Annotated in this window: 17 protein-coding genes, 1 tRNA gene and 1 rRNA gene; 4 read left to right on the top strand and 15 right to left on the bottom strand. The window is 38.1% G+C overall.

All coding sequences use genetic code 11. The annotated features are described in order from the left end of the window. Nucleotides 1–256: 256 nt before the first annotated feature. The 3 genes from ABH966_RS24820 to ABH966_RS24830 form a co-directional block, all read right to left on the bottom strand. The gene (locus tag ABH966_RS24820; RefSeq protein ID WP_370083171.1) at nucleotides 257–988 is read right to left on the bottom strand and encodes a hypothetical protein; all 732 of its coding nucleotides are present in this window, start codon (nucleotides 986–988) and stop codon (nucleotides 257–259) included. After that, a complete protein-coding gene (locus ABH966_RS24825; RefSeq protein ID WP_370083173.1) occupies nucleotides 981–2,318 on the bottom strand; it encodes an AAA family ATPase in 1,338 nt (445 codons plus the stop codon). The genes ABH966_RS24820 and ABH966_RS24825 overlap by 8 nt, the downstream gene beginning before the upstream one ends. A gap of 233 nt (nucleotides 2,319–2,551) precedes the next feature. Beyond that, the gene (locus ABH966_RS24830) at nucleotides 2,552–3,013 is read right to left on the bottom strand and encodes a hypothetical protein (RefSeq protein ID WP_370083175.1); all 462 of its coding nucleotides are present in this window, start codon (nucleotides 3,011–3,013) and stop codon (nucleotides 2,552–2,554) included. 197 nt (nucleotides 3,014–3,210) lie between these two features. Here ABH966_RS24830 and ABH966_RS24835 point away from each other — a divergent pair, with 197 nt between their 5' ends. Together ABH966_RS24835 and ABH966_RS24840 are read left to right on the top strand one after the other, a co-directional pair. After that, the gene (locus ABH966_RS24835; RefSeq protein WP_370083177.1) at nucleotides 3,211–3,927 is read left to right on the top strand and encodes a hypothetical protein; all 717 of its coding nucleotides are present in this window, start codon (nucleotides 3,211–3,213) and stop codon (nucleotides 3,925–3,927) included. Nucleotides 3,928–4,007: 80 nt separating this feature from the next. Beyond that, nucleotides 4,008–4,181, top strand: coding sequence for a hypothetical protein (locus ABH966_RS24840; protein ID WP_370083179.1), 174 nt, complete (start codon nucleotides 4,008–4,010; stop codon nucleotides 4,179–4,181). Between the two features lie 71 nt (nucleotides 4,182–4,252). Here the strand turns inward: ABH966_RS24840 and groL are convergent, their stop codons facing one another. Both groL and groES read right to left on the bottom strand, forming a co-directional pair. Next, nucleotides 4,253–5,884 carry a chaperonin GroEL gene (groL, locus tag ABH966_RS24845; protein WP_370083181.1) on the bottom strand — a complete coding sequence of 544 codons (1,632 nt, stop codon included), beginning with the start codon at nucleotides 5,882–5,884 and terminating at the stop codon, nucleotides 4,253–4,255. A gap of 139 nt (nucleotides 5,885–6,023) precedes the next feature. After that, on the bottom strand, nucleotides 6,024–6,308 hold the full coding sequence (gene groES / locus ABH966_RS24850; RefSeq protein ID WP_370083183.1) for a co-chaperone GroES: 285 nt from the start codon (nucleotides 6,306–6,308) through the stop codon (nucleotides 6,024–6,026). Between the two features lie 174 nt (nucleotides 6,309–6,482). Here groES and ABH966_RS24855 point away from each other — a divergent pair, with 174 nt between their 5' ends. Beyond that, nucleotides 6,483–7,247: a CPBP family intramembrane glutamic endopeptidase gene (locus ABH966_RS24855; protein WP_370083185.1), complete on the top strand. Its 765-nt coding sequence runs from the start codon at nucleotides 6,483–6,485 to the stop codon at nucleotides 7,245–7,247. A gap of 93 nt (nucleotides 7,248–7,340) precedes the next feature. On the opposite strand, the gene tatC is transcribed toward ABH966_RS24855, so the two are convergent. The 3 genes from tatC to ABH966_RS24870 form a co-directional block, all read right to left on the bottom strand. Next, a complete protein-coding gene (tatC, locus tag ABH966_RS24860; RefSeq protein WP_370083187.1) occupies nucleotides 7,341–8,162 on the bottom strand; it encodes a twin-arginine translocase subunit TatC in 822 nt (273 codons plus the stop codon). Between the two features lie 18 nt (nucleotides 8,163–8,180). Beyond that, entirely contained in the window at nucleotides 8,181–8,366 is a 186-nt protein-coding gene (locus tag ABH966_RS24865; RefSeq protein ID WP_370083189.1) for a twin-arginine translocase TatA/TatE family subunit, read from the bottom strand. A gap of 254 nt (nucleotides 8,367–8,620) precedes the next feature. Further along, nucleotides 8,621–9,256 carry a redox-sensing transcriptional repressor Rex gene (locus tag ABH966_RS24870; RefSeq protein ID WP_370083191.1) on the bottom strand — a complete coding sequence of 212 codons (636 nt, stop codon included), beginning with the start codon at nucleotides 9,254–9,256 and terminating at the stop codon, nucleotides 8,621–8,623. 229 nt (nucleotides 9,257–9,485) lie between these two features. On the opposite strand from ABH966_RS24870, the gene ABH966_RS24875 reads away from it, so the two are divergent. Continuing rightward, a complete protein-coding gene (locus ABH966_RS24875) occupies nucleotides 9,486–11,429 on the top strand; it encodes an ABC transporter ATP-binding protein (RefSeq protein WP_370083203.1) in 1,944 nt (647 codons plus the stop codon). 502 nt (nucleotides 11,430–11,931) lie between these two features. On the opposite strand, the gene tsaD is transcribed toward ABH966_RS24875, so the two are convergent. From tsaD to rrf, 7 genes are all read right to left on the bottom strand, one after another. Continuing rightward, nucleotides 11,932–12,948: a tRNA (adenosine(37)-N6)-threonylcarbamoyltransferase complex transferase subunit TsaD gene (gene tsaD, locus ABH966_RS24880; protein ID WP_370083205.1), complete on the bottom strand. Its 1,017-nt coding sequence runs from the start codon at nucleotides 12,946–12,948 to the stop codon at nucleotides 11,932–11,934. After that, entirely contained in the window at nucleotides 12,948–13,400 is a 453-nt protein-coding gene (rimI, locus tag ABH966_RS24885) for a ribosomal protein S18-alanine N-acetyltransferase (RefSeq protein WP_370083193.1), read from the bottom strand. Before rimI ends, tsaD begins: the two co-directional genes overlap by 1 nt. Further along, a complete protein-coding gene (gene tsaB / locus ABH966_RS24890; protein WP_370083195.1) occupies nucleotides 13,393–14,100 on the bottom strand; it encodes a tRNA (adenosine(37)-N6)-threonylcarbamoyltransferase complex dimerization subunit type 1 TsaB in 708 nt (235 codons plus the stop codon). The genes rimI and tsaB overlap by 8 nt, the downstream gene beginning before the upstream one ends. Then, nucleotides 14,097–14,546, bottom strand: coding sequence for a tRNA (adenosine(37)-N6)-threonylcarbamoyltransferase complex ATPase subunit type 1 TsaE (gene tsaE, locus ABH966_RS24895; RefSeq protein WP_370083207.1), 450 nt, complete (start codon nucleotides 14,544–14,546; stop codon nucleotides 14,097–14,099). The genes tsaB and tsaE overlap by 4 nt, the downstream gene beginning before the upstream one ends. Nucleotides 14,547–14,865: 319 nt before the next feature. Next, nucleotides 14,866–15,201 (bottom strand): hypothetical protein, encoded by a 336-nt coding sequence (locus ABH966_RS24900; protein ID WP_370083197.1) that lies wholly within the window; start codon nucleotides 15,199–15,201, stop codon nucleotides 14,866–14,868. Nucleotides 15,202–15,893: 692 nt separating this feature from the next. Further along, nucleotides 15,894–15,969: transfer RNA gene (locus ABH966_RS24905), tRNA-Asp, on the bottom strand. A gap of 252 nt (nucleotides 15,970–16,221) precedes the next feature. Continuing rightward, nucleotides 16,222–16,315 (bottom strand): 5S ribosomal RNA (rrf, locus tag ABH966_RS24910); the annotation flags it as partial.

Here is a 16,315-nt window from a genome sequence, read left to right on the forward strand (position 1 = left end):
ACGCTACGTTAGCACTACGCTTTCGCGCAAAAAACATCTGTTGGCCCGAGACCCTGGAGCGAGCATCGCGAGTGAAGCGGCTCATCGGACGCCCCCAGGAAGCTTTGCCCTGTGCGAAAGCGAAGCGTCAGCGACAAAGCGCCCAGTCGGAACGGAAATCAACCCCTCGTTTTGCCGAAGAGCTATACTATGACACCTTAATCTCATCGAAATGATAGTCACCATCTATGCCCTCCACTGAACATCGGAGGGCATTTTATTGTACATCTGATTTAATCATTTCAAATAATAACGGTACATTCGTTCCGCGCTGTAATGAATTACAGCCCTCCATTAAAAATGACCAGCTCATTTTCATTTTTTCTTTATACGGAAGCTCTGGGTTAACTGGGACATATTCTTTTAAAAATTCTTCTATGGAGCTCGATAATCTTTCCATAAATTCATCAGCCTTTTGCACCTTTTCCGTCGCTACTTCATTACGTTCATTCCATAGTACATGCTCTAAGTTTGTAGAAAAATAGAATAGCTGATACGGTATTCTTAATCGATGAATGCTAAAATGATCATTTGCCATAAGGATTTTAGCATTATTCGCCTTCATTTCATTTCGTTGTTCGATTTGCTCTTTACGCTTCTCTGATTTCACTAATATTGCATCTTCTGTATAGAATAAATTTTGCTCAATATCTTCCTTCACCTTGACAAATTCAGGGGCAATAAAACAACCGTCTGCATCAGTAATATGAACGACAGCGGTTAAATCCTTCGCTAAAAACTTATACTTCTCCAAATAGTTCTGAATCACTCGTGTAACACTATTTTTAATATTAGGTATCCGTTTATTAGCATCCCATTTCGTTAAAATATCCTCCCGTTGTACATCGAAGCGAATCGTTGAATTTGCAAAATGTTCATCTAGAAAATCCTCTAAAACAATTTGCTCTGTATGCCCTTCTACAATGATTAAAAGAACTTTTTTAGTCATGCTGGACACCCGCTTTTCTAAAGGCACGCTTAATTTTAAATGTCTTCGTTTCCTTATAAACATCTTCATCCTGCCCGCCCAACTGAATTGCACGTAAATAAACATCTCGAGCATTATTTACCTCTTTAATACCCTTTAGCTGTATATAACGACGATCTTCATTCGTTGTCGTAAACCATAAGTTTTTAATAGCTAGCACCTCTAACACACGTAAATTATGAGACGTAAAAATAAGTTGACCTTTTCCGCCCTCATCAATCACTGTTAACAACTCGCCTAACAAATATTCAAAAACACCCGAATCTAATTCATCTATTACTATACAAGCATTTGGGTTATTATAAACTGCAATGAGCACACTAAGTACAGAAATAATTTTCAAAATTCCTTCTGACTCTGTCCGTAACGGTAATTCGCGATCCCCTCGTTGCGATAAAAATTCAAAACGAATTCCTTTTTCTCCATTATCCATAGTTTGTTTTGTAAGTACATTAATCTTTATAGACAGACCTGGAATAATCGCTGATAATACTTGATTACTTTGCTCTATTACTTCACATAACACGTAAAATGCGTCCTCTTGCAATAACGCTGGCCCCTTCAAATTGTAAGGGATAGAACCACGAGTTTTTTCGAGATGGATGCTAAAAGGCATACTACGCTCTTCAAATAATGGTGCGATATTTTGATTATTAACGACATGTAAATCCTGATTAAAATCTATTGCTAAATTATGAAGCAATTGCATTTCTAGCTCTGACAACCTGTCTTGTAATAACGGCTTTATATCTTTGTGAAAGACAAAGGACATATATTGTTTTTTAGCTAATTGATGAGTGACTAGTAATTGGATACGCGTTTTTTCATTCATATCAGAAAGATTTGCTTTACGTAGTTGTATGTCTTCCTCTGTAACATTAATTAAAATCTTTGAACGCTTCCCTTTCTCGTTTTCTCTGTAAGCTACACGTTCAACCGTTGTGTACAGTCTGTTTTCATCTTCTTGTAACTCTACATAATAATTAAGAAAAAATGTGCCAAATTGATTTTCTACTAGAAACTCGAACTCAATACTTGCTGTATCCTCCCCTGCCATAATTAATTTTTTTTCCTGAGATGGTAATTTAATTTCAGCGATCCAGCCGGAGATAAGTGCCTTTAACAAGCCAAATGCATCAACAATAGTTGTTTTTCCAGAACCGTTCTGTCCGTATAAGCCTACAACATTTGACTTAAGAAACGTCTCAAAATTTACCGCTAACATAATTTCACCATGACGTACATTTCGTAAATTTTGTACTTTTATTTTCTTGATTTTTATAATGGTCATTTATTTAAACATCCTTTAATGATATTTTCTTCTATTATAATTAAATTTGATATTTTTTATAACATTTTATATTTTAATGAATTATACCCTTATCAATCATTCGTCTAGTTTAGTGCCTATGACAATCCTAATAGTAGGCATATGTTAGAAAAGAAAAAACGAAGAAAGGTGTGTTTCATTGGTCAATCCTGGATTTAATCCCGAAGATCTTGATGTTAACATTCCGTATCACCCTACCATGCCTTCTGGTAGCCCATATCCATCTTTAAACCCATCACCATATCCGACACGACCTTCGCAGCCATATCCACCGCGTCCTCCGCAACCACGTCCGCCACAACCATATCCACCACGTCCTCCGCAGCCATATCCGCCACAACCATATCCACCACGTCCTCCGCAGCCATATCCGCCACAACCATATCCACCGCGTCCTCCGCAGCCATATCCGCCACAACCATATCCACCGCGTCCTCCGCAGCCATATCCACCACAACCATATCCACCACGTCCTCCGCAGCCATATCCACCACAACCATATCCACCACGTCCTCCGCAGCCATATCCACCACAACCATATCCACCACGTCCGATGCCATTTCCAGGCGGGCAATATCCTGGCTTACCAGGCCAACCAGGTTTACCAGGATTCCCTGGATTAAACCTACCAGGAATGTAGATTTGTCACCTGACATATTGGAAGTCCAAGATAAATGACTTAGCAAAAAGGCTATCCAGAAGTTCAAATACGAACTAATGGATTGCCTTTTTATTGTTTATTAGAAACTATTTTTGATAAAAAAACTAAGGAAGTGAAAACATGTCTATAAAATTCTCAGCCATCCTACATATTCGCGCATTTAATGAGCACAGTATATAGAGAGGTGTATCTATGTGTAACGTAAAAAAAATAACTTTATGTATGATTAGTCTACTATTAATTAATTTGAGCATTGTATCTTCTTTCGATGCAAAAGAATTGAGAAGATTAAATGGACTTAAAGCACAAATAAAAGGCCTAGAAAATCGTTTGAAAAACCTTGAGCCGATAAAACCCCAAACAATTGCTGATCCTCCTTTTCCAGAATTAACTCCTCCATCAAAATTTGTTACACTTTCACAATTGATCGAGAATGGCACTACTATTCCTTATGAGGTTATCGTCAATAATCCTGGCTATAAGAGACCCGCTTATGAAGAGTATTGGCATAGCTCAATCGGTCGGTGGAGCTATGTTCCAACTAGAATTCATTATGCACTGCATCGACTATTTACGAATTACGATGTTGCTCTTTCCGAATGGTACGACTTTGAACAAAATATGGGATTCACGATTCCATTGTTTCAAAATGAATCGGATTTAGATTTATATATTGTCGCGTTCCAATCTGATATTACGGCAGTTTATACGTTGGGGAATCAGGTGGTCGTTGTTGTATATCCAAGAAGAACCGGTGTTCAAGTGGTTACTATAAAAACAAGCGCTATACATCCCACAAATACCGAAGAATCCTTACTTGTGCAATTATCAACTCAAGCAGGAGAAGAAATCGATTATGCACTTATCTCTTATATTTCTCCTGATTTTAGGTTGAAGCAAAAAGAATAACTCTAAGCTACTTTTTCGGAGTTTTTTATTAGCAGGTTTGCTCCACCTTATCAGCGATTGTTGGAGGTTTATCGGCGATTTTGCTACTTTTATCAGCGATTGTCGGAGGTTTATCAGCGATTTTGCTACTTTTATCAGCGATTGTCGGAGGCTTATCAGCGATTTTGCTACTTTTATCAGCGATTGTCGGAGGCTTATCAGCGATTTTGCTACTTTTATCAGCGATTGTCCATATTCTATCAGTGATTCACTAAAAAATATTCGCTAAAGCATAAAAAAATCACTTCTCAATTTGAGAAGTGATTTTTTTGACTGGAGCCGTAGATTACATCATTCCTGGCATGCCGCCCATACCAGACATATCTGGCATTGCTGGAGCTGCTTCTGGAATGTCTGCTACAACTGCTTCTGTTGTTAAGAATAGAGCTGCGACAGATGCTGCGTTTTGTAGAGCTGAGCGAGTTACTTTCGCTGGATCTACTACGCCCGCTTCCATCATGTTTACCCATTCGCCAGTTGCAGCGTTGAAGCCAACACCGATTTCTTCGCGTTTTAGACGATCCACGATAATTGAGCCTTCAAGACCAGCGTTGTTTGCGATTTGACGAACTGGCTCTTCTAAAGCACGTAGAACAATTTTTACACCAGTTGCTACGTCGCCTTCTTCTGCATCTGCAACGTTTTCAACTGCTGCATATACGTTAAGAAGTGCCGTACCACCACCTGATACGATACCTTCTTCAACTGCTGCACGAGTTGAGTTAAGAGCGTCTTCAATGCGTAGTTTACGTTCTTTTAGTTCTGTTTCTGTTGCAGCGCCAACTTTGATTACTGCTACACCACCTGCTAATTTTGCAAGGCGTTCTTGTAATTTTTCTTTATCGAATTCTGAAGTTGTTTCAGCAAGCTGAGCACGGATTTGACCAATACGGCCTTCGATTGCATCTGCACCGCCAACACCTTCTACGATTGTTGTGTTGTCTTTTGTAACAACAACTTTCGCAGCGCGACCAAGTGATGTAATATCAGCTGATTTAAGGTCTAAGCCTAGTTCTTCTGTAATTACTTGACCACCTGATAAAATTGCGATATCTTCAAGCATTGCTTTACGACGGTCACCAAATCCTGGAGCTTTAACCGCTACAGCATTGAATGTACCACGAAGTTTGTTCACTACAAGTGTTGCAAGAGCTTCACCTTCAACATCTTCAGCGATGATTAATAGTGGACGACCTTGTTGTACCACTTGTTCTAATAATGGTAATACTTCTTGGATGTTTGTAATTTTTTTATCAGTAATTAAAATGTATGGGTTATCTAATACCGCTTCCATTTTATCTGTATCTGTTACCATGTAGTGTGATGCATAGCCACGGTCGAATTGCATACCTTCAACTACATCAAGTTCAGTTGTGAAGCCTTTAGACTCTTCAATTGTAATAACACCATCGTTACCCACACGTTCCATTGCTTCTGCAATTAATTGCCCTACTTCATCATCAGCAGCAGAGATTGCCGCAACTTGTGCGATTTCTTCTTTGTTGCTTACTGGGCGAGAAATAGCGTGTAATTCTGTAAGGGCTGCTGCAACTGCTTTGTCGATCCCTTTACGAATGCCTACAGGGTTTGCACCAGCTGTTACGTTTTTCAAGCCTTCACGAATAATTGCTTGCGCTAATACTGTTGCAGTTGTTGTACCGTCACCAGCGATTTCGTTTGTTTTAGAAGCAACTTCTGCTACTAATTTTGCCCCCATGTTTTCGTACGGGTTTTCTAGTTCGATTTCTTTCGCAATTGTTACACCATCATTTGTAATAAGTGGTGAACCGAATTTTTTTTCTAAAACTACGTTACGACCTTTAGGCCCTAGAGTAATTTTTACTGCGTTTGCTAATTTATCTACACCTTGTAGCATTAATGAACGAGCGTCTTCTGAGAATTTAATATCTTTTGCCATTTGAATTTACCCTCCTGAAATGGAATATTCGTTAAGCTTCATCAATATATTTATAAAAATTTCGCCATACTGTCATTGCCATCTATTTTTTTGTTTATCTATGACAATCACTAAAGGCATTTACTTTAAAAGTATTAACTTATTCAATAATTGCAAGAATATCGCTTTCGCGTAAAATTAGGTATTCATTACTTTCATATTTAACTTCTGTACCAGAGTATTTTGAGAAAATAATGCGGTCGTCAACTTTTACGTCAAGCTCTACACGTTGCCCGTTCTCTAAAATACGACCCGTCCCAACTGCTACAACTTTACCTTCTTGCGGTTTTTCTTTTGCAGAGTCTGGCAGTACAATACCGAATGCAGATTTTTCTTCTACCTCGATTAGTTCGATTACAATACGATCTCCTAGTGGTCTTAACAAGTGAAACAACCTCCTATTAATTAATTATATACTTGAAAGTTTATTAGCACTCTATCTAGTCGAGTGCTAATACAATTATTATGATAATCAATCACACTTTTTTTTGCAAGTCAGAACTTCGAAAAATTTTGTTTTCTTTCCATATTCCTCTACAATAGAAAGGTAGCATAATGAATGGAAAGGATTTTGACTGTGAACAATTCTCAAAAAATAACTAAACATAAAAAAACAGCCCTTTATGTTTTACTGATCTATATCCTCATGCAAATATCAGGGATATTACTGGCAAAACCGTTTCACAAGATGGTCATGAGTACAACCGGTTTGCCTAGTGAGCAAGCTGCTCCGCTTACTCAAGGCTGGTATATCGCACTTAGCTTTGCCATTGCGTTAATTCTAAGCTTAATCCTAACATCTCGCGATAAAGCTTTTTGGAATATTTATAAAGGAAAGAAAGAAACTATACCACTGTCAATTATGTGGGGAATTATCGGTTTCTTCTTAGTTTTCTTCGGCCAAATGATTGGCGCAGCTATCGAAATGGCTGTATTCGGTATCCAAGGTGGATCGGAAAACACAGCTGATATTGTAGCTATTGCAAAAGGCGCTCCTATTGCGATATTAGCGATTGTCGTGTTTGGGCCAATATTAGAAGAATTCGTTTTCCGTCGTGTTATTTTCGGATCGCTTGTCCAAACAACGAATTTCTGGATAGCCGGTATAATAAGCGCCATTTTCTTTGCCCTTATTCATTTCGACTTCACACATATCTTGCTTTATACAATTTGCGGATTGATTTTTGCCTTCTTATATCACAAAACAAAACGCATTTGGACGTCCATTATCGCCCACGTTATGCTAAATGGTTTTGTGACGCTTGTACAATTGTATGCAGAACCATTGCAAAAGTTTCTTGAAGAACTAGAAAAAATGCAATAAAAATCAGTGGGAGTTTTTCTTCCCACTGATTTTTATTTAAAGTTAAGCTGACGAAAAAGCTCGATGCTACTAATTAGCATCGAGCTTCTATTATTATTGATTCAATTCTTCGATTTGACGTCTCTGCTGTTCAAGCGCCTCTTCAATCTGGCGTTTTTGCTCAGCCTCTTGTTCTTCCTTCATTCGCATTTCCTCTGATTTTAAGTATTTCTTATAGCCAATACGAGAAATCATAATGCTAATTTCATAAAGAACAAACAACGGTACTGAAACCATTAAGTGCGAAGCTAATTCAGGCGGTGCGATTAAAGCAGCACATACAAATAAACCAAAGTATGAGTACTTACGAATACGAATTAGTAACTCAGGAGATAAAATCCCAATACGCGAAAAGAACAGGACTACAATCGGCAATTGGAAAAGGAAACCAAAAGGTATTGTAAGTTTAAATAAAAACGAAAAATATTCATGTATTCCAATCGTTTGCTGAATTTCTAATTCATTTGATAAATTCATCATAAACTTTATGACGTAAGGGAATAGTAAAAAGTATGAAAAAGATAGCCCTGCTAAAAACAATATAAACGAATACGGTATATAGCTTAAGGTTGCTTTTCGTTCTACGTCCCTTAATCCTGGACTAATAAAAGCCCATAATTGATACATCAATACCGGAGAAGATAGGATAAATGCTATTAAAAAAACGACTTGGATATAAATTGCAAGTGGTGTTACTACATCAAATGCATGAAGCTCAATATTATAATTCGCCCCAGTAGATTGAAGGTATTTAACAAGCGGCTTCGCAACAAAAAAACCGCCAGCCATAGCGAGAACAAAGAAAACGGCAACAATGAAAAGCCGTTTTCTTAATTCTTCTATATGCTCAATGACAGTTAGATCTCTTGGATTCATTCCACAAACATCCTAACTTTACTTATCTAATTCTTTCTTTTTCTTGTCATCATCATCTTCGTCAGCTAATCCTCTAGTAGCATTTTTGAATTCACGTAATGTTGAACCAAATGCTTTACCAAGCTCTGGTAACTTCTTAGGACCAAAAATTAGTAATGCGACAATTCCGATAATAATGAGGCTCATAGGACCAATACCACCCATTAAAGCCACCTCCTCTTTATATCCATCATTTTAACGCATATTTCGCCATTTTGCTAACTAATAATATGTGAAAGTTTTTCGTCACTCTCTCATTTTATCTCATACTTTTATTGACAGAAACTGTGAGCTATACTAATTATTCCTTGGCATAATTGCTGCTGTCGCTTCGCTTTCGCGCAGAAAACATTTGCTGCTGTCGCTTCGCTTTCGGTACAAAAGACATTCGCTGAAAGAAATTAAATTATGTACGATTATCACTCTTCCTGATTACGAATTAAATAAATGAGTGCCTGCAATTCTACTGACAAATCGATTGTTAAAAGTTGCATTTTATCTGGTACAGTAATACGCTCTGGCGTAAAGTTTAAAATTCCTTTTGCGTTCATCGCCGCTAATCTATCAGCCATTTTCTGTGCAGAGCGTGGTGAAACTGTTAAAATTGCAAGCTCCGCTCCATATTCCGCATACTTTTCTTCCAATAAATCTGGATGAAAAACAGGAATATTACTAATCATCTTCCCTTCCTTTGGGGCCTTTGAGTCAAATGCCACAACGATATGAGTATTGTGATTTTTTTGAAAATTATATTTTAATAAAGCACTACCTAAATTCCCTACACCAACTAACGCTACTTTTGTCGCTTCATGTTGATCGAGCGTTTGACTAAAAAATTCCAAGAGATGTTGCACATCATAGCCATATCCCTTTTTCCCAAGAGCACCAAAATAAGAAAAATCACGGCGAATAGTTGCAGAATCAATTTTCATCGCTTCACTCAGTTCCTTCGACGAAATACGTTCCATGCCTTCTTGTGCAAAGTTTTGGATAAATCGATAGTAAAGAGGAAGTCTTTTCGTAGTGGCTTGTGGAATTTTTAATTCTTGTTTCAAACTCTTTCCTCCTTATAGAGTATCAAATCTATTTATGATACACACTTAATTAACTATTTCTAAGTTTATAATATTTACTGGAGGATTTCCCTTTAGTTAATGGCGCTTTTACGCCACTAACTAAAGAGAAATCGTCTCAATCTTACATGACAGCTTGGAATAAGTAAAGCATCGACATTGCAAGGCAATCGCTCATCTATTACACTAAGGAAGAATTGAGGTGTCAAGAATGATTGTTTTACAGGTCAATCAACTATATAAATCCTTCCTTGCAGATGAAATTTTAAGTGGCGTAAAATTAGAGGTTCAACATCGTGATCGTGTTGCATTAGTAGGTCGTAACGGTGCTGGTAAGTCTACTTTACTTAAAATAATTGCTGGTCAACTGTCATATGACTCTGGCGATATTATTATCCCTAAAGGTATACAAATTGGATATTTGGAGCAGCATGCTGGTTTAAACTCAACATTGTCGATTTGGGATGAAATGATGACAATTTTTGAGCCGCTTATTACCCAAGAACGAGCAATCCGATCATTAGAACAACAAATGGCCGACCCTGCTGTTTATGAAAACCCTACTTTATATGCAAAAATAATGTCTGAATACGATCATTTGCAGCATAATTTTAAGGATGCAGGTGGCTATCAATATGAATCTGATACACGTTCTGTGCTTCATGGCATGCAGTTCTATCCTAATGATTACGAAAAGCCAATTAGCTCACTATCAGGAGGACAACGAACTCGGTTAGCGCTTGCTAAGCTTTTGTTAAGTAAACCTGACCTATTAATACTCGATGAACCTACTAACCATTTAGATATTGAAACCCTCTCTTGGTTGGAATCATATTTAAAAGGCTATGAAGGGGCTATTCTAATTGTTTCCCATGACCGCTACTTCTTAGACCAAGTTGTGTCTATTATCTACGAAGTCTCTCGTCATCGCGTCACAAAATATACAGGCAATTATAGTGCCTATTTAGATGAAAAAGCTAAAAATTATGAGCGTGATTTGAAGCAATATGAACGTCAACAAGATGAGAAAGCCAAGCTTGAGGAATTTATTCAAAAAAACATTGCTCGTGCTTCTACTACTAAAATGGCACAAAGTCGTCGTAAAATGCTTGAACGAACAGAATGGATGGAATCCCCTGATGGTGATGAAAAATCAGCAAGCTTCGGTTTTACAATTGAGCGCCAAAGTGGTAATGATGTATTGTCTGTTGATGACTTAGCGATAGGTTATGGTGATAAGAAAATATCAAGCGGCATTACATTACGCACTTTCCGAGAAGACCGTATTGCACTTGTTGGACCTAATGGTGTTGGTAAATCAACTTTATTAAAAACCATAGTCAAAGATTTACTACCACTCTCTGGAGAGATTCGCTATGGTACAAATGTTCAAATTGGTTATTATGACCAAGAGCAGGCCAAGCTATCGAGCAATAAAAGTGTGCTAAAAGAGCTATGGGATGAATGGCCTTTAATGAATGAAAAAGATATTCGCACAGTGCTAGGCCGTTTCTTATTCAGTGGAGATGATGTAGATAAAATCGTGTCATCATTATCTGGTGGAGAAAAGGCTAGACTTGCATTAGCTAAATTGATGATGCAAAAGGCAAATTTCTTAATTCTCGATGAGCCTACCAATCACTTAGACTTAGATAGTAAAGAGATACTGGAAAACGCACTGATCGATTATCCTGGAACGCTCTTATTTGTATCGCATGACCGATATTTCATCAATCGAATTACTACTAAAGTAATCGAACTATCCGGCGATGGTTCCTTTGAGTACTTAGGTGACTATGATTATTATCTTGAAAAGAAACAAGAACTATTAGAAATTGCACAAATGAAGGCTGCTGCTCAACCGCAAGTACACGCTGATGTACCTGAAAAGATCTCTACCTCTAAAATTGATAAAGAGGCTAAAAAACGGGAGCGCCAAATTAGACGCACGCTTGAGGAACTAGAGGGAAAAATGCAGCAAGTAAATCTTGAAATAGCTCGCTTAGAAGAAGCTCTTTGCCATCCCGAGATTTTCACAGACCACGAAAAAATCACACAACTTCAAGAGGAATTATCAACTGCTAAGGAACAGTATGAGTTATTCGAAATGGAATGGCTTGAGCTAAGTGAAGAACTTGAAAATATTATTGTATAACATACCTCTTGAGATGGGATAAAACTTGTAAAGCCATGTGCCTTGTCGCATGGCTTTTTACTTTACTCGCGTTGATTTTTCATATATATTGGTCAAGTGCTATTTTTCGACAAAAAATGCCCACAACTTTATACACACTTTAAATCTAGTAATACCAACATATCAACAGACTTATCCACATTGTCCACAATTCAAAAATATTTTATTCACATCATTTTGTACAAAATAGGCTACTATATATTGAATAATCACAAGTTATGCACAAGTTATCAACACTTTGTGCATAAGTACGGATGTTCGCTGTTTTATTTCTACCTTACCTGTGGATAATTTTCTGAAAAATTTGTCAACTGATCGGATTCAAATTTTCTTATAGACACTGTTTTCTCAACAATTTTTTCACAAAAGCAAAAGAGGTATTTTAGAATCAAATCTAAAACACCTCTTTTTCTATAATCAATTATGCCTCAGCATAATTACGTCCGAAATCGCCTGAAAGAAGTTATACCCAGGATTTTAACTCCATTCCAGGACGACCGTTCATTGATAAATTGCCTCGAATACCCGCTTCAAACATAGGTGTTGCTGCTGCCCCTATCATGGCGGCATTATCTGTACACAGCTTTAATGGCGGCACGAAAAATGGTATATTTTCTTCAGCAAATACCATCTCAAGTGATGTACGCAAACCCTTATTTGCCGCTACACCACCCGCTGCAATAACCTGTTTCACTTTATATTCGCGAGCTGCCCGTAATGTTTTCGCTGTTAATACTTCAACTACGCTATCCTGGAACCCTTTGGCAACGGCAGTCGGACAAATTTCTTCACCGCGTTGGTCCATATTATGCTTATAATTAATAACCGCTGATTTCAAGCCGCTAAAACTAAAATCATAAGAATCTTCCTCTAACCACACTCTTGGGAAGGATACAGCCTCATCTCCCTCATGTGCTAATTTATCAATTCGTGGACCACCTGGATATGGTAAGTTTAAAACACGCGCAACCTTATCATAAGCTTCACCAGCTGCATCATCTCTCGTCTCACCGATGACTTCAAAAGAGCCATGTTCTTTCATATAAACTAACTCTGTATGGCCACCTGATACAACAAGTGCTAACAATGGGAATTCCATTGGCTGCACGAGTGCATTAGCATATATATGTCCAGCTATATGATGTACACCTACAATCGGTAAATTATTAGCAAATGCAAAGGCCTTTGCGGCATTAATCCCAATTAATAGTGCACCTACAAGACCAGGACCCTCTGTAACTGCCACAGCATCTAAATCAGCCGGCTTCATATTTGCCTGCGCTAATGCTTCTTCTATAACTACTGTAATTTGCTCAACATGATGACGAGATGCAATTTCAGGTACAACCCCACCAAATCGTTTATGACTTTCTATTTGAGATGCAACTACATTTGAAACAATTTCAGAACCATTTCGAATAATCGCCGCTGCTGTTTCATCACAGCTCGATTCTATTGCTAATATCATTCGATCTTCCATCATAAATTCACCCACATGACAAGGGCATCCTCCCCGTTATCTGTATAATAGCCTTTACGTATACCGCCATCTTGGAAATCAAGCTTTCGATAAAGATTTTGGGCAACTGTATTTGTTACTCGTACCTCTAAACTCATGACTTCCATAGTATGCTCCCTAGCAATACGCATTGCCTCTCGCATTAATCCTTCACCAATGCCGCGACCACGAGCAGCCTCTATAACGGCAACGTTCGTAATTTGCGCTGCGTCTATAACCATCCACATTCCACAAAAACCGATAATGTTATTATATTCATCTATAGCTAGCACATAATGTGCATACTGATTTTCATGCACTTCATAATAAAAAGAATCTAACGTCCATGGTGTAGGAAATGTAGCAAGCTCAATTTCATACACTACTGGGACATCTTCAGATACCATTTTACGATATGTTACATTACTACTCATGCGCCTTCTCCTTTTGTTCCTTCAGCCAATTCGCCTCCGCCTCGGCAATACGTTTATATTGCGGGACAAAATGATGAACTGCATCCACACTTGGTAGCTCCAGTTTCGTCGCTAATCGAATTGTTTCACTTGCCCTTGGTAAGTCATTACTAAATGGTGTACGCTGCGCATAATCACCTAGTACCTCTACGATTTTATGCCAAAAAACATCTACATCGGCTCCAACAAATAAAACCGGTGCCTCTAAAGCCTGTAAACGCTCTAACAAGCCATCTATATGATCGTGATAATCTTCAATAATTGTTTCAAGCTCACAACCTTTATAAACGGCCGTATAGACATTACCTCTTCGCGCATCAAAAATAGGACAAATAAACCCATCATATAGTGCTGCATTTGCGGCCAATGACTTTAAGCTAGATATTCCAACTAAAGGCTTTTTCAATGTCCATGCTAATGTTTTAGCAAGCGTCACACCTATTCGTACACCGGTATAAGAACCAGGTCCTTCTGATACAGCAATCGCATCCAACTCGCTTGGCTTTATGCCAGCCTTTTCTAGCACTTCTTCAATGGCTGGCATAGCACCTGCTGAATGCGTTAATTTTATATTTTGTACAATCTCCGCGATCACTTTCCCATCTTTTATTACAGCAATAGAAAGTGGTGCATTCGCTGTTTCAATCCCTAACCAAATCATTTCATTAGCTCCTCACATAATGCCTCATATCGCATTCCAAGTGGTGTTAATACAAATCGTCGTTGATTTTCTCCGATTCGGTAAATTTCTATTCCAAGACGCTCCTGAGGTAAATCCTGTTCAATCAAATGAGCCCACTCGACAACTGACACCGCATCACCATAAAATAGTTCGTCCCATCCAAGATCCTCATCGCTTTCTGCTAAACGATAAACATCTAAATGATTAAATGGTAAACGCCCCTCATATTGCTTTACAATCGTAAATGTCGGGCTATTGACTGTTCTCGTCACGCCAAGCCCCTTCGCTAATGCTTTCGTAAATGTCGTCTTACCAGCGCCCAAATCACCCTCTAATGTAATTGTATCCTGGGCTTCTAGTAAGCTTGCTAGCTTCAACGCAAAATTCTCAGTATCATCAAGTGAATTCATTATTTTTTCATACATCATCTCTTTTTCCTCTCCTAGCTCCATTACTACTAGTTTACCGAAACAAGCGTAAATGTTCAAAACATCCAATGGATTTCAAAAAAACAATTACACCTTGGCGTAATTGTTGCAGCTTGTCGACAAAAAATTATAATTTATTGTGTATTAAATAAAGAGATTTTCACTCCAAGCTGATGTCCATCATGGGGTGAGTCCTAAAACTTATGCAAACTAGCATTCGTCATTAGCCTGAAACAATTAAGCCTGGGCTAAATTGTCGGTGGCGATACTAATCTATGTGCCAAATAAAAATAAAACACGCTTATAAAAAACGTGCTTATTTTTTATGCTCCTTTACCTCACTAACCTTTTTATCAACCAATTTATCATCTTTAAATCGTACTATATAGGTTTTTGTCATAAGTATTTCATCATTCCAGCGGTATTGATCTTTTTTTATCATGTCCCCTGCTCCACCTGCAATTTTTACTACTTCCATATATGACATGCCTTCTTTTAATTTTTCAAATTCGGCTTCGTTCATATTTTTCTGCCAGTGGTACGCATTGGACTCCTCTATGTCTAAAATAGGATCTCCACAGCCTGCTAGTATTACAATAGCACCTATGAGTAAGCTTATATTCAGACGTTTTATGTAAAAATAATTTCGCATGCTAAACACCTCCAAATTCCTTCACACGAGAAGAATCGATAAAAATAGTCACCCTTATTAACAGCAAGTAGTTTATCTGTACCAAAACGTAACGTCGGGTACAAGAAAAATTCAGGGAAAACAAAAAAGGTTAGATGGGGATTAATCGCCCGTAAAACCTGAATATCTTTATGTTTACTGCTCTGCTTGTTTTCTCAAGCGGTATGGCAACTAACTGCAAGCCTTCTCAGTTTGTTGACACATACAGCCTAGGACCTTTGCTAACGAGTTTTTCGATATGAGTGTTGGGGCATTCCGGCGGATGTCAGAATCGGAAAGGGGTTAATAAAGGATGTTAGCCTAAAATCATCGCATCCATGCGATAACGGCTAACTGACCTGCTTCGGTGCTGCTGCCGCTACGCTATCACTGCGCTTTCGCACAAAAAAAATTTGCAGGCCTAAGCACAAAGCCGAATCTGGACGCATTGTTTATCTGTAACGAAAGCAAAGCGTCAGCTACATTGTTTATCTGTAGCAAAAGCGAAGCGTCAGCTACAATTGTGCCGAGGCATAATTACTTTAAAAATCTATGGATACCCCAACAAATATTATAGAACCAATTTCATCGATATCCACTAATTCCCTTATATTAACAATAAAAAAAGTTCTTATGATTTAAAAGCATCATAAGAACTATATTATCGTTTATAATGGCGGTCCCGACCGGGATCGAACCGGCGATCTCCTGCGTGACAGGCAGGCATGTTAACCGCTACACCACGGGACCTCTTTAAGACATTTATAAATATATCATAGGGAAATAACATATGCAATACTTTTTTATATTTTTTCATTTTTATATTCTCGTAGTCTTTGAGATAATGCTAATGCTTCAATCCGTAAGAAGTAGCATAGAAAAAGAGCAACGAGTATTTTGTGGTTGCTCTTTTCATTGTTTCATTGTCATCAGCTTTAGCTTCATTTCAATAATAATTACGTTAATAAAAAAACAGCCAGCACTCAGCTGACTGTCTACCTTGCCTAGCGACGTCCTACTCTCACAGGGGGAAGCCCCCAACTACCATCGGCGCTAAAGAGCTTAACTTCCGTGTTCGGTATGGGAACGGGTGTGA

It is taken from the genome of Lysinibacillus sp. RC46 (genome assembly GCF_041262385.1).
In the GTDB taxonomy this organism is placed as follows: Bacteria; Bacillota; Bacilli; order Bacillales_A; family Planococcaceae; genus Lysinibacillus.